A 20,440-nucleotide genomic window follows, 5' to 3' on the forward strand; every position below is an offset into this window, starting at 1 on the left:
CCGGCGGTTCCGACTCTATCAGATCCTTTCGGGCCTGCTTTCCGGTCTCCCGGGTCAAGTCGGTTTGTCTTCCCGGCCGTTGGGCCGTTCCGACGAGTGAGACTTTAGCGGAATCCTGGCCCCCGATCCAATCGGGGCTGCGTCCTTATCGAACGCGGATTCCTCATTTCGCAAAAGCACACGAAAAACGAAACGGCGGTGACCGCTGTTCGGATCAAGTGGTTGGTGCGGAATGGCTGTCCGGGGACCGACCGGAGTCGGCGCTCACGTCGGACAACTCGGAGAACACTACGTACGGGCCAAGTGCGTGTCAACCCCGGCCCCGAGGGCGTCTGGCTGGTTCTTACGGCCGAGGGAGGGATGGCGGGACGGCCGATCGTCAACCGTGAGACGGGCGGCGAGATCGACCGGCTGCGGCAGTGCGGGGACGAGGTGTCACGAGCCGAGGCGGATCGGCTGGAACGGACTGCTCCGCAACTCGTGTCGGTATGCGGCGCAGTTTCACTCCGTACGGGCGCCGCTCGCCCGGAACGCGGCGGCGCGGGGTGAGGCGGGCCCGTACGGAGTACGGAGTGGGGAGCACGTATCGCGTGGTGGGAGCGGACGCTGTCACATCTGCCGGTGATTCCCTGCGGGCCGCCTGTGAGGTGGCCGAAGGGGCACCCGTCAGGGCCGCCGCGCTGGTGGTGGGGGCGTCCGTCCTGCTCGTGGGCGGGGCGCCGCCGTCGCTTCCGTGCGGTGTCGCCGGCGGGACTAGGGCGTGTTTCGAAAATAGCGTCGTCCGCCCGAAGGGCGGGCCCGGCGGCGTCTGGTGCGTGCGATCGCAAGGCGGAGGGTCGCCCCGATACTGGTTGTATCGGGGTGATCCCGACAACGCGGCGAGCGTGCGTGCCAGACGCCGCCGGGCAGACGGGACTTTCGAAACACGCCCTAGTAGAGAGGGACTGGTGGAGAGAAGGAGATGCGCAGGGAGAGGGAGCGGCTCAGCCGTTGCCCGAGGCCAGCTCCCGGCTGCGGTCGCGGGCTGCTTCCAGGGCGGCGATCAGGGCGGCCCGTACGCCGTGGTTCTCCAGCTCGCGGATCGCGCTGATCGTGGTGCCCGCCGGGGAGGTGACCGCCTCGCGGAGCTTGACCGGGTGTTCGCCGCTGTCGCGGAGCATCACGGCGGCGCCGATGGCCGCCTGCACGATCAGGTCGTGGGCCTGGGCGCGCGGCAGGCCGAGCAGGATGCCGGCGTCGGTCATCGCCTCGACCAGGTAGTAGAAGTACGCCGGGCCCGAGCCGGAGAGTGCGGTGGCCGCGTCCTGCTGGGACTCGGGGACGCGCAGGGTCTTGCCGACGCCGCCGAAGATCTCCTCGGTGTGGGCGAGGTGGGTCGGGGTCGCGTGGCTGCCGGCGCTGATGACGGACATGCCCTCGTCGACGAGCACGGGCGTGTTCGGCATGACGCGGACGACCGGGGTGTTCGGCGCGAGCCGTTCCTCGATGAACGCGGTGGGGATGCCGGCGGCGGCGCTGATGACCAGGCGGTCGGGGGTGACGTGCGGGCTGAGCTCGTCGAGGAGGCGGCCCATGTCCTGGGGCTTCACGGTGAGGATCAGGGTGTCCGCGCGCTTGGCGGCGTCGGCGTTGGTGACGGACTCGACGCCGTAACGGGTGCGGAGTTCCTCGGCGCGTTCCGGGCGGCGGGCGGTGACCAGGAGGTTCGCGGGGTTCCAGCCGGCGCGGATCATCCCGCTCAGGAGGGCTTCGCCGATCTTGCCGGTGCCGAGGACTGCGACGGTGTGGGTCATGCGGTCACCCTCCGGGTGGTGCGGGGTCTGACATCGTCATCCTCGCACCGTGCGGGGTGTGGGGGGTGGGGTGTCCGAGGAGCGGCGACCCCAGCAACGGGCGAGCGGGTGGGCAAGCCCCAGGAGCAGGGGGTCTGGGGGGAACGGAAGCCCCCGGGCAACTACTTCCGCTTCGGTCGCTTCCGGCTCGCCGGGTTCCCCTTGCGGCGTTCGTAGCGCGTCAGGGCGTCCTCGTACTCCTTGCGGTGGAGGGATTCGCCGGGGGCTTCCCGGAGGGCCCGGAAGGCGTACGCCAGGAGGGAGCCGACGAAGCCGATCGCCTTCAGGCCCTGGAGCGAGCGTTCCCGCTCGGGGTCCGTGGGGCGCGCGCCGAAGCCCTCCCAGGTCTTGCGGAACGCCATCGCGCTGCACACCGCGAACATCACCACGACCATGACGGTCACGAAGCTGCCGGTGTCGGCGATCTGGAGGCCCTCGTACGCGAAACGCAGCACGAAGCACGCCGCCACCGCCGCGGCCAGGGCGCCGATCGCCACCCCGGCGCGGCGCAGGCCGTAGCCGTTGTCGTGGCCGACCCACGTCGTGCCGAAGAAACGGATGGGCTCGGGCTCGGGGCCGCCCCCGCCATTGCCGTTCTGGTCGCTCATGGGCTTGATTATCCCCCCGGCATTACCCCCCGGCCGCGAGAAGCGGGTTCAGCCGCAGCGGACCGCCACGTAACCGTCGCTGCCCGTCTTCACGTACGCGTCCGACACGTACTGCCCGTTGGCGATGTTGTCCCAGATGTTCGTCGTCCCGTACGGGCCGGAGACCGTCGTTCCGGGGCACTGGCAGTTGATCGGGACGCTCACCCCGGCGGGCAGCACCTTGACCACCGGGTATCCCGTGCCGGGGCCGCTGCGGACGTTCACCTGGACGCCGGGCGCCACCGGGTACCGCTTCGTCGTCGCCTCGGCCTCCATGCCCGCGAGCTCTTCCGCAGTCATCTCGGACCTCCCCCATCACCGTCACTGTGCGTACGCCGCGTACGCGACCCGCAGGCTAGCAAGCCCCTCGGGTCTCGCACGCATCATCGACTAGGCTCCGAGCGTCGCGCTCGGGGACGAACACACGGGGGTGGGCGATGCCGCCGCTGCGCAGCACGGGGCCGGGCCCAGAAGCAGAGCATCCGGAGTACGCGGGGCAGTACCTGCTGGAGTCGACGCTCGGCACCGGCGGCATGGGCGTGGTCCATCTGGCCGCGTCCGCCTCCGGCCTGCGCCTGGCCGTCAAGGTCGTCCACGCCCAGCACGCCAAGGACCCCGAGTTCAGGGCGCGGTTCCGGCAGGAGGTGTCGGCCGCGCGGCGGGTGAGCGGGGCTTTCACCGCGTCCGTCGTGGATGCCGACCCGACGGCCGCGCGGCCCTGGATGGCCACCCTCTACATCCCCGGGCCCACGCTCGCCGAGGAAGTGAAGCGGAACGGGCCACTCGACCCCTCCCAGATACGGCGGCTCGGCGCCGGGCTCGCGGAGGCCCTGCGCGACATCCACCGCGCCGGGGTCGTGCACCGCGACCTCAAGCCCAGCAACGTCCTGCTCGCCGCCGACGGGCCCAAGGTCATCGACTTCGGCATCTCGCGCCCGTACGACAGCGATCTGCGCACCGAGACCGGCAAGCTCATCGGCACCCCGCCGTTCATGGCGCCGGAGCAGTTCCAGTCGCCGCGCGAGGTCGGGCCCGCCGCCGACGTCTTCGCGATGGGCGCGGTCCTGGTGCACGCGGCGACCGGGAACGGGCCGTTCGACTCCGAGAGCCACTACATCGTGGCGTATCAGGTGGTGCACAACGAGCCCGATCTGACCGGCGTCCCGGACGATCTCGTACCGCTGCTGCGGAGCTGTCTCGCCAAGAAGCCCGAGGACCGGCCCACGCCGGACGAGCTGATGGCGGAGCTGCGCTCGGCGGCGTACGGGACCGAGGCCTTCATCCCGACCCAGCGGTTCCGCAACCCGGTCGAGAAGGTGCCGGGGCGGCCCTGGCCGGGCGGGGAGGAGGACGGTTCCTCCGATGTGCCCACGCACAAGCGGGCCGCCGCCGAGCCGTCCGCGACTCCCCGACGGGGACGCCGGCCGCTGCGGTGGGCCGCCGCCGGTGCCGCCCTGGCGGCTGTGGTCGCGGGTGGGGTGGTGGGTGTACGGATGGCTGCGGGCGGGGACGACAGCGGCCCCCGGGCGACCGGTCCGACCGGTCAAGAGGCCCGCCGGACCGCCGCGTTCACTCCCTGGGCCGTGCCGCTCGCGGGCGCCGGGGACGGCAACCGCACGCCCGCCTGCTCCCTCGCCGGGGCGGGCGGGGCCCTGTACTGCGCCGCACCCGGCGTCACCGCGGCCCGGCTCGATCCGGCGAACGGCCGCGTCCTGTGGTCGGTGAAGGCCAAGGGCGCGACCGGGCGGGTGGCCGACGACGGGCAGCCCCGGGTCTCCGGCGGGCTCGTCCTCGTGGCGCCGCCGGGCTCGGGCCGCCTTGAGGCGCTCGACCCGGCGACCGGCGCCAGGCGCTGGGCCCGCCCGGTCCCGGCGCACGCCGCGCTCGCCTTCGGCGCGACGTCCGTCGTGTTCACCGCCGACAACGGCGAGGTGCGCTGCCTCGACAGCGCGACCGGCAAGGAGCGCTGGCACGGGCGGCCCGCCGCCGCGACGGCGCAGTGGATGGCGGCGCCCGGCGGTACCGCGCTGTACGCCGTGTCGGTGGCCGAGGACGCGGCGACCTCACTGGTCACCGCCGTCGCGCCGGACACCGGCAAGGTGCTCTGGACCAAGCGGCTGCCGGGCTCGCTGGGGCCCGTCGGGGTGGCGGGCGGGGCGCTCGCCCTGCTCGCGGCGGACGCCGACAGCTTCACGACGGCGGTCGTACGCCTGGACACCGCGACCCGTGCCGTACGCCGTACGCCGCTGCCCGCCCCCGTCGACCAGGCTCAGGCGACGGTCGACGGCGACACGGTGTACGTGTTCGGGGCGGGCGGGTCGCTGCTCGCGGTGGACGCGGGGCGCGGCGCGCAGCTCTGGCGGCTGGAGACGGGCGCGGCCCGCGCCTCGCGGCCGGTCGCGGGCGATGGGCGGGTGTACGTGACCGCCTCGGACGGGCGGCTGCTGGCCGTGGACGCGGGGCGGGGCGTGCTGGTCGGGCAGACCGGTCCGCGGATGGCGTCTGGGCGCGACACGTTCACGGCGAGCCTGGGGGCGCCGGCGCTGGGTGGGGGGCGGGTGTTCGGGAGTGCGCCGGACGGGGCGGTGTTCGGAGTGGAGGCGGGGGCGCTGGCAGGAGGGTGAAGGGGAGCGCAGCCCCCTTCACCCTCCGCCGGCGTCAGCCCAGCTTCGACACGTCCCGCACCGCGCCCTTGTCCGCGCTCGTGGCCATCGCCGCGTACGCCCGCAGGGCTGCCGAGACCTTGCGTTCGCGGGACTTCGGGGCGTACACGCCGCCCAGGGCCTCCCGCCGAGTCGTCAGTTCGGGCTCGGGGACGAGGAGTTCGATCGTACGGTTGGGGATGTCGATGCGGATGCGGTCGCCGTCCTCGACCAGGGCGATCGTGCCGCCGGACGCCGCCTCGGGCGAGGCGTGGCCGATGGAGAGGCCCGAAGTGCCGCCGGAGAAGCGGCCGTCCGTGATCAGCGCGCAGGACTTGCCGAGGCCGCGGCCCTTGAGGAACGACGTCGGGTAGAGCATCTCCTGCATACCGGGGCCGCCCTTGGGGCCCTCGTAGCGGATGACGACGACGTCGCCCTCCTTGATCTCCTTGCGGAGGATCTTGTCGACGGCCTCGTCCTGCGACTCGCAGACGACCGCCGGGCCCTCGAACGTCCAGATGGACTCGTCGACGCCGGCCGTCTTCACGACGCAGCCGTCCTCGGCGAGGTTGCCCTTGAGGACGGCCAGGCCGCCGTCCTGCGAGTACGCGTGAGCGGCGTCGCGGATGCAGCCGTTCGCCGCGTCCGTGTCCAGCGTCTCCCAGCGCTTGGACTGGGAGAACGCGGTCGCCGAGCGCTCGCAGCCGGGGGCCGCGTGCCACAGCTCGACCGACTCGGGCGTCGCGGAGCCGCCGCGCACGTCCCACGCGTCGAGCCACTCCTTGATCGAGCGGGAGTGGACGGCGTGGACGTCCTCGTTGAGCAGACCCGCGCGGTAGAGCTCGCCGAGGATGGCGGGGATGCCGCCCGCGCGGTGAACGTCCTCCATGTAGTACGTGGTCGAGGGCGCCACGTTGGGCGCGACCTTGGCCAGGCACGGGACGCGGCGCGAGATCGCGTCCATGTCCGGGAGGCCGTAGTCGAGCTCGGCCTCCTGGGCGGCGGCGAGCAGGTGCAGGATCGTGTTGGTGGAGCCGCCCATGGCGATGTCGAGGGCCATGGCGTTCTCGAACGCCGCGCGCGTGGCGATGCTGCGCGGGAGGACGGAGGCGTCGTCGTCCTCGTAGTACCGCTTGGTGATGTCGACGACCGTACGGGCCGCGTTCTCGTACAGCGCGCGGCGGGCGGTGTGGGTGGCGAGGACCGAGCCGTTGCCGGGCAGGCTCAGGCCGATGGCCTCGGTCAGGCAGTTCATCGAGTTGGCGGTGAACATGCCGGAACAGCTGCCGCAGGTGGGGCAGGCGTTCTCCTCGATACGGAGGATGTCCTCGTCGGAGACGTTCTCGTTGACCGCGTCGCTGATCGCGTTGATCAGGTCGAGCTTGCGGACGGTGCCGTCGACGAGGGTGGCCTGGCCGGCCTCCATCGGGCCGCCGGAGACGAAGACGGTGGGGATGTTGAGGCGCATCGCGGCCATCAGCATGCCCGGGGTGATCTTGTCGCAGTTGGAGATGCAGATCAGGGCGTCGGCGCAGTGGGCCTCGACCATGTACTCCACGCTGTCCGCGATCAGGTCGCGGGAGGGCAGGCTGTAGAGCATGCCGCCGTGGCCCATCGCGATGCCGTCGTCGACCGCGATGGTGTTGAACTCGCGGGGGACGGCGCCGGCGGCCAGGATCGCGTCGGAGACGATGCGGCCGACGGGGGCGAGGTGGGTGTGGCCGGGCACGAACTCGGTGAAGCTGTTCGCCACCGCGATGATCGGCTTGCCGATGTCCGCGCCGGCTACGCCCGAGGCGCGCATCAGGGCGCGGGCGCCGGCCATGTTGCGGCCGTGGGTGACGGTGCGGGACCTCAGCTCGGGCATTGCGGTCGCTCCTCAGCATCCTGAATAGCCAGATCGGGCTGCTTCGAGCGTACGCTCCGGCTCCAAGATCCGGACAGGGTGTCCGGATGGCGGGACGGGTGGCTCGGCATTCGGGCATGCGCGGGGTGTGGCGCCTGCGGCGGGTGGGCTCCCCTGCCCCGCCCCTTTCCGAAACCCTCCGGTGGTGGAGGGGGGAGGTTCCCGGGGACTTCGCCCCGGACCCCGTTGCGGGGCTCCAACCCCGGGCCCCTGTTCGTCTGCGGGCGCGGCCCGTGTGCCCACGCGGCGGCGGGGGGAAGGGGAGGCCGGGGGATCAGCCCGGGTCCGTGACCTCGATGGAGTAGCGGCCCATGCGCTCGCCGACGCCGTCGAGGGAGGCGTCGGCGCCGACCACCGCCGGGCCCGGCTGGACCGGCTGGACCGGCTGGACCGGCTCCAGGGTCATCTCGACCGTCGCCTCGAACAGCTCGCCCTTGGTGGCGAAGTAGTGGTGGACGAGTGCCGCGCCCACGTCGGCCGCCTCGGCGGTGCCGCGTGCGGACGTCTTGTCGTAGCCGCGCCGGGCGAACTCCGCGCGGGCCGCCTCCAGGACCCGCTCGCGCGCCCCGGGGCCGCTGTCGGCCTCGGCGCGCGACGGACGGCCCCGGCCCCGGCAGCACGGGGCGGACGCGGAAGCCGTGCCGGTCACCGGCGCACCTTCGAGGCGAGGTGCAGCCGGGTGAAGGCGAGGGCCTCCGCGAGGTCGGCCTCGCGTTCGGCCGCGGACATGGCCCGGCGGGTGTTGACCTCGATGACGACGTGCCCGTCGAAGCCGGTGCGGGCCAGGCCCTCCAGGAGCTCGGCGCACGGCTGGTTGCCCCGGCCGGGCACCAGGTGCTCGTCCTTGGCCGAGCCCTTGCCGTCGGCGAGGTGGACGTGGGCGAGCCGGTCGCCCATGCGGTCGACGAGGGCCATCGCGTCGGTGCGGGCGGTCGCGGCGTGCGAGAGGTCGACCGTGAAGTGCCGGTAGTCGTCCTTGGTGACGTCCCAGTCAGGTGCGTACGCGAGCATCTCCCGGTCGCGGTAGCGCCACGGGTACATGTTCTCGACGGCGAATCGTACGTCCGTCTCGTCCGCCATCCGCCAGATGCCGGTGACGAAGTCGCGGGCGTACTGGCGCTGCCAGCGGAACGGCGGGTGCACCACCACGGTGGAGGCGCCCAGCTTCTCGGCCGCGGCTCTCGCCCGTTGCAGCTTCACCCAGGGGTCGGTCGACCAGACCCGCTGGGTGATCAGCAGACAGGGGGCGTGAACGGCCAGGATCGGCACCTGGTGGTAGTCGGAGAGGCGGCGCAGGGCGTCGATGTCCTGGCTGACCGGGTCGGTCCAGACCATGACCTCGACGCCGTCGTACCCCAGGCGTGCGGCGATCTCGAAGGCCGTCGCCGTCGACTCCGGATAGACCGAAGCCGTCGACAGGGCGACCTTCGCATCCGGGATGCGCACTACTGGTTCTGCCACGGAGACAGCGTACGGGCACCCACAAGAGGGGCCGCGAGGGGACCGCCCACCTGGCCGGAACCCTTCGCCCGCACCGGGCCCGCCACCCCCGTCAGCACACCGTCATCCCGCCGGCAGCTGATCCAGGTGGCGCAGGATCACGCCCTCGCGCAGCGCCCACGGGCAGATCTCCAGCTCCTCCACCCCGAACAGGTCCATCGCCCCCTCGGCCACCAGCGCCCCCGCGAGCAGCTGGCGCGCCCGGCCCTCGGAGACGCCCGGCAGCGTGGCGCGCTGCTCGGTGGTCATCGCGGCGAGCTTGGGCACCCACTCCTCCAGCGACTTGCGGCTCAGGGTGCGCTGCACGTACACGCCCTCGGTGGAGCGGGCGGCGCCCGCGATCCTGGCGAGCTGCTTGAAGGTCTTGGAGGTGGCGACCACGTGGTCCGGGGAGCCGGTGCGGGCGAACTCGCCGACCGTACGGGCGATCTGCGCGCGTACGTGGCGGCGCAGCGCCCGTACGTCGGAGGGGTCCGGCGGGTCACCGGGCAGCCAGGCCCCCGTCAGCCGGCCGGCGCCCAGCGGCAGCGAGACGGCCGCGACGGGCTCCTCGTCGATCCCGTACGCGACCTCCAGGGAGCCGCCGCCGATGTCCAGGAGCAGCAGTTTCCCGGCGGACCAGCCGTACCAGCGGCGGGCCGCGAGGAAGGTGAGGCGGGCCTCCTCCTCGCCGGAGAGGACACCGAGGTCGACGCCGGTCTCCTCCTTGACCCGGGCGATCACCAGGTCCGCGTTGCTGGCCTCGCGCACCGCGGAGGTGGCGAACGGAAGCATTTCCTCGACGCCCTTGTCCTCGGCCGCGATCAGCGCGCCGCTGACCGTGGTCACCAGCCGGTCGACGCCTTCCGGTCCGATCGCACCGTCCCCGTCGAGGAGTTCGGCGAGCCTCAGCTCGGCCTTGTGCGAGTACGCGGGCAGCGGCGCGGCACCGGCGTGCGCGTCCACCACCAGCAGGTGAACCGTATTCGACCCCACATCGAGGACTCCGAGTCTCATGGGCTGAACGCTACTGCCGTCGCGGACATACGCTGGTCCCGTGCCAAAGACGAAAAAGGCGAAGCCGGGCAAAGCCAAGGCCCCCAGGACCCCCAAGCAGCGAGCGGACGAGCAGGGGGTCGATTTCGCGCGCGCGTGGGTCGAGTTCCCGGACCCCGCCGACGACGAACAGGTCTTCCGCTGCGACCTGACCTGGCTGACCTCGCGGTGGACCTGCATCTTCGGCAGCGGCTGCCAGGGCATCCAGGCGGGCCGCGCCGACGACGGCTGCTGCACGCTCGGCGCGCACTTCTCGGACAAGGACGACGAGAAGCGCGTGGCGGGGCACGTGGCGCGGCTCACGCCGGAGCTGTGGCAGTTCCACGACGAGGGCACGCAGAGCGGCTGGGTCCAGCTCGACGAGGACGGCGAGCGGCAGACCCGCAGGTGGGAAGGTTCCTGCATCTTCCAGAACCGGCCCGGGTTCGCGGGCGGCGCGGGCTGCTCGCTGCACATCCTGGCGCTCAAGGAGGGCAAGGAGCCGCTGGAGACCAAGCCGGACGTCTGCTGGCAGCTGCCGGTGCGGCGTACGTACGACTGGATCGACCGGCCGGACGAGACGCGTGTGCTGCAGATCTCGATCGGTGAGTACGACCGGCGCGGCTGGGGTCCGGGCGGCCACGACCTGCACTGGTGGTGCACCTCGGCGACCTCGGCGCACGGCGCGGGCGAGCCGGTCTATGTGACCTACCGGCCGGAGCTGACCGAGCTGATGGGCAAGAAGGCGTACGACGTGCTCGTGGGCCTGTGCGAGGCGCGGCTCGCGTCCTCGCTGCCGCTGGTGGCACCGCACCCGGCGGACCCGGCCCGCTGACGGCCGTACCGGCGGCGCACTCATGACAGCTGCTCCGACGGCGCCGTGCCGCTCGGGGTGTCCGGCGGCGAGGACGGGGCCGTCGGGGTCGGGGACTGAGCGGTCGGGGTGGGCGTCGGGCTGGTCGGCGTCGGGGAGGCGGGCGGCGTCGTCGGTGTCGTCGGCGGGCTCGGGTCCGGCGAGGACGGCGTGCCGGGGTCGGGCGAGGCGGGCGGGATGGCCCGCGTCCCCTGCCCGGTCCCGGTGATCCGTACGACCGCGCCCGAGGGCCGCAGGCCCACCCGGGCCGACCACGGGCCGCGCGGTTCGCGCGCGTGGTTGACGGAGACGTACACAGATACGTTTCCGCCCGCCTCCAGCGTCCCGCCCGTGCTGCTGAAGACGAGCCAGGGTGCGTCCGTCCACAGCGACCAGCTCACCGGGGCGTCGCCCGTCGCGGTGAGCGTGAGGACCGTGACGCCGCCCTGCGAGCGGGCCGAGACGGTGAGGTCGCCGGGGCTCGTCGGGCTGGCCGAGCCCGGGCTGACGACCTCCACGGAGACGTCGGCGGGGGCGCGGCTGCCCTCGGCGACGCGGGGGTCGGGGTCGGTGCGGGCGTTGCCCGCGTTCTGGTAGCGCTCGTACGGAAGCCCCTCAAGCGCGGAGCTGTCGGCCTCGCTGGCGGTGACCTTGGTGCCGTCGTGGGACTCGCCGGTCGCGGGGGCGCCCCGGTAGGCGGCCCAGAGCGCGAAGGCGGGCGCGGCGACGACCGTGGCCACCACCGTGGTCGTCACGGCACGCGCGCGCAGCCGGTCCCGGCGGGCGGCGCGGTCCTTGGGGTCCATCGGGAAGCCGGACCGGTCGAAGCGGGGCGCGCCGGCGCGGGTCCTGGGCACGTGGAGCATCGCCGCGTACGCGGCCGCGAGCGGCGCCTCGGCCAGCGGCAGCGCGTCCGGGGTGACCGAGGAGCCCGGCCAGGGCCCGGCGGCCCCGGCGCGCTCGGCGGCGCGGCGGCAGCGCGGGCAGTCGTCGACGTGCCGGACCAGCTCGCGGCGCAGGGCCGCCGAGAGCAGCACCTGGTGGTCGCCGGTGAGCCGGGCGACCGACGGGCAGCCGCCGGTCTCGACGACGGCGAGCGCGGCCCGGGTCCGCTCGATTTCGCAGGCGCCCGCGGCGAGCAGTTCGCGGGCGGCCGGGTAGCTCATGCCGAGGACGGAGGCGACCTCGCGGGGGCCCAGCTGGTGGCGGACGGCGAGCTCCAGGGCCTCGCGCTGCTCGGGGGTGGTGCCGGCGGCCTCGGGCCAGGCGAGCAGGGCCAGCTCGCGGCGCCGCCGCTCGGCCTCCTCGGCCGCGACGGGGGCCGAGGTGCTCTGCTCGCACGCCTGCGGGCGGCCGGTGTGGGCGCCCTTGCGGTCGCGTTTGCGCTCGGCGAGCTTGCGCAGACAGGACCAGCGCGCGAGCGCGTACAGCCACGCCTTGCGCTCGGCCTCGGTCTCGGGGCAGCGCGCGTGCTGCCGCTCGGAGACGGCGAGGACCTCACCGAGGACGTGGACGGCCCCCTCGTGGTCGCAGAGCACGGACAGGCAGTACGTGAACAGTCCGTTGAGATACGCCTCGTAGCGCGTCGGCGGCCGCTGGGTCAACGTCCCGGGCGCATGGCGCTGCGCCCGGTGTGCGCCGGTGGTGTGCGTGGGGTGATCCAGACCGCTGCTCTTCACCCGGCGAAGGTAGGCGCAGGATCCCGGGTCCTTAGCGCCCCTTGAGCACATTTACTCCTTACGGGTGAAGGTATCCCTCAAAAGGGGACAGGAACCCGGTCTTCCGTCGCGGAAGCTTGCCTTCCCCGGTGCGGAACGCTGCCTTCCCCTCTGTGGGGGAACGGCTTTCAGCCGTGGACGCGCCGCCGCCCAGCCCCCGAGGGCCCGCCGCCCGGAGGCGCTGTCAGTGGTCGCCGCTACGGTGACGCCATGGCTACCCGTACGAAATCCGCGAAGGACCGGCCGTCCTACCGCTGCACCGAATGCGGCTGGACGACCGCCAAGTGGCTCGGCCGCTGCCCCGAGTGCCAGGCGTGGGGAACGGTCGAGGAGTACGGCGCGCCCGCTGTGCGCACCACGTCGGCGGGCCGGGTCTCCACCGCCGCGGTGCCGATCGGCCAGGTGGACGCCCGCCAGGCCACCGCGCGCTCGACCGGCGTCGACGAGCTGGACCGCGTCCTGGGCGGCGGGCTCGTCCCGGGCGCGGTGGTGCTGCTCGCGGGCGAGCCGGGCGTCGGCAAGTCCACGCTGCTGCTCGACGTCGCCTCCAAGGCGGCCGGCGAGGAGCACCGCACGCTGTATGTGACGGGCGAGGAGTCCGCGAGCCAGGTCCGGCTGCGCGCCGACCGGATCAACGCGCTCAACGACCATCTGTATCTGGCGGCCGAGACGGACCTCTCCGCGGTCCTCGGCCATCTGGACGCGGTCAAGCCGTCCCTGCTCGTCCTCGACTCCGTCCAGACCGTGGCCTCCCCGGAGATCGACGGCGCGCCGGGCGGCATGGCCCAGGTGCGCGAGGTGGCGGGCGCGCTGATCCGCGCCTCCAAGGAGCGCGGGATGGCGACGCTGCTCGTCGGCCACGTCACCAAGGACGGCGCGATCGCGGGACCCCGCCTCCTGGAGCACCTGGTGGACGTCGTCCTGTCCTTCGAGGGCGACCGCCACGCGCGCCTGCGCCTGGTGCGCGGCGTGAAGAACCGGTACGGGGCGACGGACGAGGTCGGCTGCTTCGAACTGCACGACGAGGGCATCACGGGCCTGGCCGACCCGTCGGGCCTGTTCCTCACCCGGCGGGACGAACCGGTGCCGGGCACCTGTCTGACGGTGACCCTGGAGGGCCGCAGGCCCCTGGTGGCCGAGGTCCAGGCCCTCACCGTCGACTCCCAGATCCCCTCCCCCCGCCGCACCACGTCGGGCCTGGAGACCTCCCGGGTCTCGATGATGCTGGCGGTCCTGGAGCAGCGCGGGCGGATCAGCGCGCTGGGCAAGCGCGACATCTACAGCGCGACGGTCGGCGGCGTGAAGCTCTCCGAGCCCGCTGCGGACCTGGCGATCGCCCTCGCGCTGGCGTCGGCGGCGAGCGATACCCCGCTGCCGAAGAACCTGGTGGCGATCGGTGAGGTGGGGCTCGCGGGCGAGGTCAGAAGGGTGACGGGCGTCCAGCGCCGGCTCGCCGAAGCCCACCGCCTGGGCTTCACGCACGCGCTGGTGCCGTCCGACCCGGGGAAGGTCCCGGCCGGTATGAAGGTCACGGAAGTCGCCGACATGGGGGACGCGCTCCGGGTGCTGCCCCGCGGGCGTCGCGCGGACGCCCCACGGGGGGAGGAAGAGCGCCGGTAGACTTTGCCGTCGAACGTCTGCGACCGGAGGAGTGCAGTGGCAGCCAACGACCGGGCAGCGGGATCCGGCAAGTCCGGCACAGGCTCCGGCAACGAAGTACTGATGCGTGCCGCGCTGAGCGCCGTCGCGCCCGGAACCGCACTCCGCGACGGCCTGGAGCGCATCCTCCGGGGCAACACGGGCGGCCTGATCGTCCTCGGCCTCGACAAGACGGTCGACTCGATGTGTACGGGCGGCTTCGTCCTGGACGTCGAGTTCGCCGCGACGCGGCTGCGCGAGCTGTGCAAGCTGGACGGCGCGCTGGTCCTGGACAAGGACATCACCAAGATCCACCGGGCGGGGGTGCAGCTGGTCCCGGACGCGGGCATCCCCACGGACGAGACCGGCACCCGCCACCGCACGGCGGACCGGGTCTCCAAGCAGTGCAACTACCCGGTGGTCTCGGTCTCCCAGTCCATGCGCCTGATCGCGCTGTACGTGAACGGGGAGCGCCGGGTCCTGGAGGAGTCGGCGGCGATCCTCTCGCGCGCGAACCAGGCGCTGGCGACGCTGGAGCGCTACAAGCTCCGCCTGGACGAGGTGGCGGGCACGCTCTCCGCCCTCGAAATCGAGGACCTGGTGACGGTCCGGGACGTGACGGCGGTGGCCCAGCGCCTGGAGATGGTGAGACGTATCGCCACGGAAATCGCCGAGTACGTGGTGGAGTTGGGCACGGACGGCCGGCTGCTCTCGCTCCAGCTGGACGAGCTGATCGCGGGCGTCGAGCCCGAGCGCGAGCTGGTGGTCCGGGACTACGTGCCCGAGCCCACGGCGAAGCGCTCGCGCACGGTGCCGGAGGCGCTGACGGAGCTGAACGAGCTCACCCACGCGGAGCTCCTGGAACTCCCCATAGTGGCGCGGGCGTTGGGCTACAGCGGCTCCCCCGAGACGCTGGACTCCGCGGTCTCCCCCCGCGGCTACCGCCTCCTGGCCAAGGTCCCCCGCCTCCCCGGCGCGATCATCGAACGCCTGGTGGAACACTTCGGCGGCCTCCAGAAACTCCTGGCCGCGTCGGTGGACGACCTCCAGGCGGTGGACGGCGTCGGCGAGGCGCGGGCGCGGAGCGTCCGGGAAGGGCTGTCCCGCTTGGCGGAGTCGTCGATCCTGGAGCGTTACGTCTAGCTCCGCCGGGGTGCGGTGATCTCGGCTGCGGGCTGTGTGTGGCTGGTCGCGCCGTTCCCCGCGCTCCTTCTTGCCCGGTGTTCGCCCGCGGGCCGGTGGGGGCTGAGCGCGCCGTTCCCCGCGCCCCCTCTCGGCCCGGTGTTCATCTGCGGGCCGGTGGGAGCTGAGCGCGCCGTTCCCCGCGCCCCTTAGGGGGATGGGGGTGTCCAGCGCGGACGGGTCAGGTTCAGGGGGCCCGGCCAAGATTCAGCCCCTCCGGCGTTTGAGGAGCGGGGGGGCAGGGAGCGAAGCTCCCGCCCCTTCAGGGGCGCGGGGAACTGCGCGACCAGCCACAGGCTGCCTGCAGACGAAGGGGGTCCGGGGCAAAGCCCCGAAGCGGGGGCGGGGGCGAAGCCCCGGCGGGGGTATCGGGGGCGGAGCCCCCGTGAGCGGGGTGCAGGGGCCGCAGGCCCCGCGAAGGGATGCAGGCCCCCGCAAGCGGGCCCAGGGGCACAGCCCCGCCCGAGGTCCAGGGGCGCAGGCCCGCCCGAGGTCCACGGGCACAGCCCCGCCCGAGGTCCACGGCCACAACCCCGCCCGAGGTCCAGGGGCGGAGCCCCCGGGAGATCACCTCAACCCCCCACCCACCCCCGGAGGGTTTAGGTGAAGGGGCGGGGTGGGGCTAGTCCTTCGTCAAAGAGAACGGCGCTCGCCCCACCGGCAGCCCCGTCGCCTGCACCTCGAAGAGATACGTCCCGGGGGCCGGCCCCCCCGGCGCCGGCGTCGCGCACCGCGCCGCGCTCCGCGTCCGGTCCCACGCCACGATGTGCGTGATCGTCGCATTGCCCGGCACCTGGTACAGCGCGCTCCCCGACCCGCTCGGGCAGTCGTCCGACGCCCACACCTTGCTGTCGCCGGAGTCCGTCACCACGAGCACCGCGCCCTTGGGCCCGAGGTCCGCCTTGCAGGTGGAGGCCGTCGTGTTCTGGACGGAGATCTCGACCCGCGGCTTCTCCCCGGGCGCGTACACGTTCTTCATGCTCCGGACCGTCAGCTTCAGCTGACCCGGCGCGCAGACCGGCAGCGAGGACCCCGCGGGTACCTGTCGCGCCGTACCGCCGTCGGAGGAGCCGCCGCCGACGGCGCCCGCGCCGCCTCCGGACGCCGAGCCCCCGCCGTCCGCGCCCCCGTTGCCCGCGCCGTCGGACGAACCGCCCGCACCGCCGCCGGACGACGAACCGGCGGTCGAGCCGGAGGAGGACGAGGCGGGGGAGGACGAGGCGGAGCCACCGGGGGACTCGTCACGGCCGCCCGGCGCCGTACTGATCGCCGGCCCCGAGCTCCCGGGTCCCGGCGTGATCGAGGGGGCCGGGTGGGCGCCCTTGTCGTTGCCGCTGCCCTTACTGCCGCCTCCGCCACCGGAACTGACGGCCCATAGGATCACCACCGCGAGCAGCGCGAGCAAGGACAGCGCGACTGCCCTCCGTCGCCAGTAGATGGAGGAGGGAAGCGGCCCGACCGGATTGCGCAGAGATCCCACGGGCGAAACTCTACGAGAGTTCCGCACCAACTCCCGCCCCACCCGCCGCTCGCCTTCCGCAACTTTTCCGGATCATCATTCCGGAGGGCGATGTTCCATACTGTCCGTCACCATGGATAGCGATCTCTACCGCGACATCACCGACTTCGCCCACGACAACCCCTCGTGGCTGCAGCACCTCGTCGAGCTCTGGACGGAGGTGGGGCTGATCCTGTTCGGCGTGCTGTTCGTCGTCTGCTGGTGGCGGGCGCGCCGGGCCGGTCCGACGGCGATGGCGCTGGCCCTGCTCGCCCCGCTGGCGACCGCCGCCGCGTACATCGCCAGCGAGGTGGTCAAGTCGCTGGTGGACGAGGAGCGCCCGTGCCGCGCGGTCAAGGGCGCCGCCGCCTCCCTGATCACCTGCCCGGCCAACGGTGACTGGTCCTTCCCGTCCAACCACGCCACCATCGCGGGCGGCGCGGCCGTCGCGCTCGCGCTGGCCTGGCCGCGCATCTGGGCGCTGACCGTGCCGATGGCGCTGCTCATGGCGTTCTCGCGGGTGTACGTGGGCGTGCACTACCCGCACGACGTGGCGGTGGGCCTGCTGCTCGGCACGGCCGTCGCGTTCTTCATGGCCAAGGCCGGTACGCGCCCGGTGCGCTCGCTGGTCGAGTCGATGCGGGCGAGCGGCAACGGCGCCGCGGTCTGGCTGACCGGGCCGGGCGCGCCCCTGCACGCCCGCCGCTGAGCGGCCCGCCGTGCCCGTCGCACCCCCGTTCCGTGCCAGGATCGGGGGTGCGATGACGACGATGCCGACGACCGACCCCGACACGGTCTCCCCCGACGCTCTCCACACCCCCGTCCTCGGGTGGTTCGACCAGCACGCGCGCGACCTGCCCTGGCGCCGCCCCGAGGCCGGTGCCTGGGGGGTGATGGTGAGCGAGTTCATGCTCCAGCAGACGCCCGTGAGCCGGGTGCTCCCGGTGTACGAGCAGTGGCTGGCCCGCTGGCCGCGCCCGGCCGACCTGGCCGCCGACGCGCCGGGCGAGGCCGTGCGCGCCTGGGGGCGGCTCGGCTACCCGCGCCGCGCGCTGCGGCTGCACGGGGCCGCCGTGGCGATAACGGAACGGCACGGCGGTGACGTCCCCAGCGACCACGCCCGGCTGCTCGCGCTGCCCGGGATCGGCGAGTACACGGCGGCGGCCGTCGCCTCCTTCGCGTACGGGCAGCGCCACGCGGTCCTGGACACCAACGTCCGCCGGGTCCTCGCGCGGGCCGTCACCGGCGTCCAGTACCCGCCGAACGCCACCACCGCCGCCGAGCGGCGCCTCGCCCGCGCGCTGCTGCCCGACGACGAGGCCCGCGCGGCCCGCTGGGCGGCCGCCTCGATGGAGCTGGGCGCGCTGGTGTGCACGGCCAGGAACGAGGACTGCGGGCGGTGCCCGATCGCCGCGCGCTGCGCCTGGCACATGGCCGGGAAGCCCGCGCACGACGGGCCGCCGCGCCGCGGCCAGACGTACGCCGGGACCGACCGCCAGGTGCGCGGCAAGCTGCTCGCGGTGCTGCGGGAGGCGGTGGATCCCGTACCGCAGGCGGCGCTGGACGCGGTGTGGCACGAACCGGTGCAGCGGGCCCGCGCACTGGACGGGCTGGTCGCGGACGGACTGGTGGAGCCGCTCGCGGGCGGGGTGTACCGGCTGCCGCTGACCTGACCGGACTCCCGCCCCGCCCGAGTGTCACGGCCGACCGTCACAGCTGACTGTCATGACCGACCGTCACGGGGCGGGAACACCCGGTCCAGCGACCCCAGTTGACCAGGCCCGCCCCTCTTCGGGATAGCTCTCCGTCACCGCGGGGACACGCCCGTACCCCTTGAAAACACGGGTCAAACCTCTGTTGTTACACAACCGATGGCTCACCGTGCGCCCCCCGACGGCTGCTCCGCACAGGCCCGTGACAACGGCTCCGTAGCTTCAGTCAGGTAAGTGGGACAGGCAGGGAAGTCACGGGGACGGAGGCGGTTGGGTATGGCGCACGGCGAGGTGCTCGAGTTCGAAGAGTACGTACGCACCCGGCAGGAGGCCCTGCTGCGCAGCGCCCGGCGGCTGGTTCCGGACCCGGTGGACGCGCAGGACCTGCTGCAGACCGCCCTGGCCCGTACGTACGGCCGCTGGGACGGCATCGCCGACAAGGCGCTCGCCGACGCGTACCTGCGCCGCGTGATGATCAACACGCGGACCGAGTGGTGGCGCGCACGCAAGCTCGAAGAGGTGCCCACCGAGCAGCTGCCGGACGCGCGCATCGAGGACGGCTCCGAGCAGCGCGCCGACCGCGCCCTCCTGATGGACGTACTGAAAGTCCTGGCGCCCAAGCAGCGCAGCGTCGTGGTGCTGCGACACTGGGAGCAGATGAGCACGGAGGAGACCGCCGCGGCCCTCGGGATGTCGGCGGGTACCGTCAAGAGCACGCTGCACCGGGCACTGGCCCGGCTCCGGCAGGAGCTGGAGAGCCGCGAGCTGGACTTCCACGCCCTCGGCAACGCCGAGGGACGTGACGGCCGGGTGGGCCGTCAGGCCGACCGCCGGGTCGGCCGCAACGAGCGCGACGAAAAGGGGCGGGAGCGGTGCGCGGCCTAGGCAGGGGCAGAGGGGGCGTACTGGCGGCGGGAACCACGGCGATGGCCGGGCTCGCCGCCTTCGGCCTGCTCGCGGCGGGATGCTCGACGGGCGGCACGGGGACGCGCGACGAGGGCGAGGCGCACACCGACAAGGTCGCGGGCCACGCCTCGCCGACGCCGACCGCGACGGCCGCGGCACCCTTCAAGAAGGTCAACGCCGTACGGCTGCTCAAGGCCGACCCCAAGGTCAGCGAGCGCGTGAAGGCGGATCTGAAGCCCTGTGTGAAGGACGAGTACCCGATCGACGTCTCGTACGGCCATATCACCGGCGCCACCGGCCAGGACGTCGTGGTGAACGTGATGACCTGCGGAGATGCCGTGGGGCTCGGCTCCTATGTGTACCGCGAGGACGGCTCCTCGTACGACAATGTCTTCACCTCCGAGGAAGCGCCGGTCTACGCGGAGATCGACCGGGGCGACCTGGTGGTGACCCGTCAGATGTACGCCAAGGGCGACAAGCCGGCGTTCGCCTCCAGTGAGATCGTGACGACCTACCGCTGGTCGGGCACGAAGTTCGCCAAGCACGACCAGGTGGAGAACGACTTCAGCAAGGCGGTCGGCAACGACGAGGGCACCGAGGCGCCCGTGCCGGCCTCGCCCTGACCGCCCGCCGCATCCGTACGTAACAGCGCAAGCGCACGCCGAGGAACTGAGAGCAGCACGATGGCCGAGACCCATGTCCTGTTCGTCGAGGACGACGACGTCATCCGTGAAGCCACCCAGCTCGCGCTGGAGCGCGACGGCTTCACCGTGACCGCCATGCCCGACGGACTCTCCGGCCTGGAGGCGTTCCGCGCCGACCAGCCGGACATCGCGCTGCTCGACGTGATGCTCCCGGGCCTGGACGGCGTCAGCCTGTGCCGCCGTATCCGCGACGAGTCGACCGTCCCCGTGATCATGCTGTCCGCGCGCGCGGACTCGATCGACGTGGTCCTCGGCCTGGAGGCGGGCGCGGACGACTATGTGACCAAGCCGTTCGACGGGGCCGTGCTCGTCGCCCGGATCCGTGCCGTGCTGCGGCGCTTCGGGCACGCGGGCGGGCCCGGCGCGGGCGCGGCCGAGACGGACGGGGACCCCGAGGGCGGGATGCTCGCCTTCGGCGACCTGGAGGTCGACACCGAGGGCATGGAGGTCCGCAAGGGCGGTGAGACCGTCGCCCTCACCCCGACCGAGATGCGGCTGCTCCTGGAGTTCTCGTCGGCGCCCGGTACCGTGCTCTCCCGCGACAAGCTCCTTGAGCGGGTGTGGGACTACGGGTGGGGCGGTGACACGCGCGTGGTGGACGTCCATGTGCAGCGGCTGCGGACGAAGATCGGGCAGGACCGGATCGAGACCGTGCGTGGCTTCGGCTACAAACTGAAGGCGTGAGCGT

At 73.1% G+C, this 20,440-nt stretch carries 18 protein-coding genes; 9 read left to right on the plus strand and 9 right to left on the minus strand.

Annotation, left to right across the window (positions count from 1 at the left end; translation table 11 throughout):
- Positions 1-983 precede the first annotated feature (983 nt).
- The 3 genes from proC to ACZ499_RS22705 form a co-directional block, all read right to left on the minus strand.
- A complete protein-coding gene (proC, locus tag ACZ499_RS22695; protein WP_468677439.1) occupies positions 984-1,793 on the minus strand; it encodes a pyrroline-5-carboxylate reductase in 810 nt (269 codons plus the stop codon).
- 161 nt (positions 1,794-1,954) lie between these two features.
- Positions 1,955-2,440: a hypothetical protein gene (locus tag ACZ499_RS22700; protein WP_468677441.1), complete on the minus strand. Its 486-nt coding sequence runs from the start codon at positions 2,438-2,440 to the stop codon at positions 1,955-1,957.
- 48 nt (positions 2,441-2,488) lie between these two features.
- Positions 2,489-2,779, minus strand: a complete 291-nt coding sequence (locus ACZ499_RS22705; RefSeq protein WP_468677443.1) for a peptidase — start codon at positions 2,777-2,779, stop codon at positions 2,489-2,491.
- Between the two features lie 137 nt (positions 2,780-2,916).
- Here ACZ499_RS22705 and ACZ499_RS22710 point away from each other — a divergent pair, with 137 nt between their 5' ends.
- Positions 2,917-5,103, plus strand: a complete 2,187-nt coding sequence (locus ACZ499_RS22710; protein WP_468677444.1) for a protein kinase domain-containing protein — start codon at positions 2,917-2,919, stop codon at positions 5,101-5,103.
- A gap of 34 nt (positions 5,104-5,137) precedes the next feature.
- Here ACZ499_RS22710 and ilvD read toward each other — a convergent pair whose 3' ends face one another.
- From ilvD to ACZ499_RS22730, 4 genes are all read right to left on the minus strand, one after another.
- Entirely contained in the window at positions 5,138-6,988 is a 1,851-nt protein-coding gene (ilvD, locus tag ACZ499_RS22715; protein WP_468677445.1) for a dihydroxy-acid dehydratase, read from the minus strand.
- Between the two features lie 313 nt (positions 6,989-7,301).
- Positions 7,302-7,676 carry a helix-turn-helix domain-containing protein gene (locus ACZ499_RS22720; RefSeq protein ID WP_468677447.1) on the minus strand — a complete coding sequence of 125 codons (375 nt, stop codon included), beginning with the start codon at positions 7,674-7,676 and terminating at the stop codon, positions 7,302-7,304.
- Positions 7,673-8,488, minus strand: coding sequence for a sugar phosphate isomerase/epimerase family protein (locus ACZ499_RS22725; RefSeq protein WP_188272957.1), 816 nt, complete (start codon positions 8,486-8,488; stop codon positions 7,673-7,675). Before ACZ499_RS22725 ends, ACZ499_RS22720 begins: the two co-directional genes overlap by 4 nt.
- Before the next feature lie 102 nt (positions 8,489-8,590).
- On the minus strand, positions 8,591-9,523 hold the full coding sequence (locus tag ACZ499_RS22730; protein ID WP_468412779.1) for a Ppx/GppA family phosphatase: 933 nt from the start codon (positions 9,521-9,523) through the stop codon (positions 8,591-8,593).
- 40 nt (positions 9,524-9,563) lie between these two features.
- Here ACZ499_RS22730 and ACZ499_RS22735 point away from each other — a divergent pair, with 40 nt between their 5' ends.
- Positions 9,564-10,376 carry a DUF3109 family protein gene (locus ACZ499_RS22735; protein ID WP_385545237.1) on the plus strand — a complete coding sequence of 271 codons (813 nt, stop codon included), beginning with the start codon at positions 9,564-9,566 and terminating at the stop codon, positions 10,374-10,376.
- A gap of 20 nt (positions 10,377-10,396) precedes the next feature.
- On the opposite strand, the gene ACZ499_RS22740 is transcribed toward ACZ499_RS22735, so the two are convergent.
- Positions 10,397-12,073, minus strand: a complete 1,677-nt coding sequence (locus ACZ499_RS22740; protein WP_468677449.1) for a BACON domain-containing protein — start codon at positions 12,071-12,073, stop codon at positions 10,397-10,399.
- A gap of 249 nt (positions 12,074-12,322) precedes the next feature.
- On the opposite strand from ACZ499_RS22740, the gene radA reads away from it, so the two are divergent.
- Positions 12,323-13,732, plus strand: a complete 1,410-nt coding sequence (gene radA / locus ACZ499_RS22745) for a DNA repair protein RadA (protein WP_468412785.1) — start codon at positions 12,323-12,325, stop codon at positions 13,730-13,732.
- A gap of 36 nt (positions 13,733-13,768) precedes the next feature.
- On the plus strand, positions 13,769-14,893 hold the full coding sequence (disA, locus tag ACZ499_RS22750; RefSeq protein WP_468412787.1) for a DNA integrity scanning diadenylate cyclase DisA: 1,125 nt from the start codon (positions 13,769-13,771) through the stop codon (positions 14,891-14,893).
- 661 nt (positions 14,894-15,554) lie between these two features.
- Here disA and ACZ499_RS22755 read toward each other — a convergent pair.
- Positions 15,555-16,412 carry a hypothetical protein gene (locus ACZ499_RS22755; protein WP_468677453.1) on the minus strand — a complete coding sequence of 286 codons (858 nt, stop codon included), beginning with the start codon at positions 16,410-16,412 and terminating at the stop codon, positions 15,555-15,557.
- Between the two features lie 112 nt (positions 16,413-16,524).
- Here ACZ499_RS22755 and ACZ499_RS22760 point away from each other — a divergent pair, with 112 nt between their 5' ends.
- From ACZ499_RS22760 to cseB, 5 genes are all read left to right on the plus strand, one after another.
- Positions 16,525-17,139 (plus strand): phosphatase PAP2 family protein, encoded by a 615-nt coding sequence (locus ACZ499_RS22760; protein ID WP_468677454.1) that lies wholly within the window; start codon positions 16,525-16,527, stop codon positions 17,137-17,139.
- Between the two features lie 52 nt (positions 17,140-17,191).
- Positions 17,192-18,103, plus strand: coding sequence for an HhH-GPD family protein (locus tag ACZ499_RS22765; protein ID WP_468677457.1), 912 nt, complete (start codon positions 17,192-17,194; stop codon positions 18,101-18,103).
- 315 nt (positions 18,104-18,418) lie between these two features.
- Positions 18,419-19,027: a SigE family RNA polymerase sigma factor gene (locus ACZ499_RS22770; protein WP_468412794.1), complete on the plus strand. Its 609-nt coding sequence runs from the start codon at positions 18,419-18,421 to the stop codon at positions 19,025-19,027.
- A gap of 41 nt (positions 19,028-19,068) precedes the next feature.
- A complete protein-coding gene (locus ACZ499_RS22775; RefSeq protein WP_468677460.1) occupies positions 19,069-19,671 on the plus strand; it encodes a hypothetical protein in 603 nt (200 codons plus the stop codon).
- Between the two features lie 60 nt (positions 19,672-19,731).
- A complete protein-coding gene (cseB, locus tag ACZ499_RS22780; RefSeq protein ID WP_468412798.1) occupies positions 19,732-20,436 on the plus strand; it encodes a two-component system response regulator CseB in 705 nt (234 codons plus the stop codon).
- Positions 20,437-20,440 lie beyond the last annotated feature (4 nt).

This window comes from Streptomyces sp. NPDC031265, assembly GCF_055570295.1.

What these genes read in the sequence shown, in the direction of transcription:
- proC (WP_468677439.1), bottom strand. Translation starts at nt 1,793, where the DNA reads ATGACCCACACCGTCGCAGTCCTCGGCACCGGCAAGATCGGCGAAGCC.
- ACZ499_RS22700 (WP_468677441.1), bottom strand. Translation starts at nt 2,440, where the DNA reads ATGAGCGACCAGAACGGCAATGGCGGGGGCGGCCCCGAGCCCGAGCCC.
- ACZ499_RS22705 (WP_468677443.1), bottom strand. Translation starts at nt 2,779, where the DNA reads ATGACTGCGGAAGAGCTCGCGGGCATGGAGGCCGAGGCGACGACGAAG.
- ACZ499_RS22710 (WP_468677444.1), top strand. Translation starts at nt 2,917, where the DNA reads ATGCCGCCGCTGCGCAGCACGGGGCCGGGCCCAGAAGCAGAGCATCCG.
- ilvD (WP_468677445.1), bottom strand. Translation starts at nt 6,988, where the DNA reads ATGCCCGAGCTGAGGTCCCGCACCGTCACCCACGGCCGCAACATGGCC.
- ACZ499_RS22730 (WP_468412779.1), bottom strand. Translation starts at nt 9,523, where the DNA reads ATGAGACTCGGAGTCCTCGATGTGGGGTCGAATACGGTTCACCTGCTG.
- radA (WP_468412785.1), top strand. Translation starts at nt 12,323, where the DNA reads ATGGCTACCCGTACGAAATCCGCGAAGGACCGGCCGTCCTACCGCTGC.
- ACZ499_RS22760 (WP_468677454.1), top strand. Translation starts at nt 16,525, where the DNA reads ATGGATAGCGATCTCTACCGCGACATCACCGACTTCGCCCACGACAAC.
- ACZ499_RS22765 (WP_468677457.1), top strand. Translation starts at nt 17,192, where the DNA reads ATGACGACGATGCCGACGACCGACCCCGACACGGTCTCCCCCGACGCT.
- ACZ499_RS22770 (WP_468412794.1), top strand. Translation starts at nt 18,419, where the DNA reads ATGGCGCACGGCGAGGTGCTCGAGTTCGAAGAGTACGTACGCACCCGG.
- ACZ499_RS22775 (WP_468677460.1), top strand. Translation starts at nt 19,069, where the DNA reads ATGGCCGGGCTCGCCGCCTTCGGCCTGCTCGCGGCGGGATGCTCGACG.
- cseB (WP_468412798.1), top strand. Translation starts at nt 19,732, where the DNA reads ATGGCCGAGACCCATGTCCTGTTCGTCGAGGACGACGACGTCATCCGT.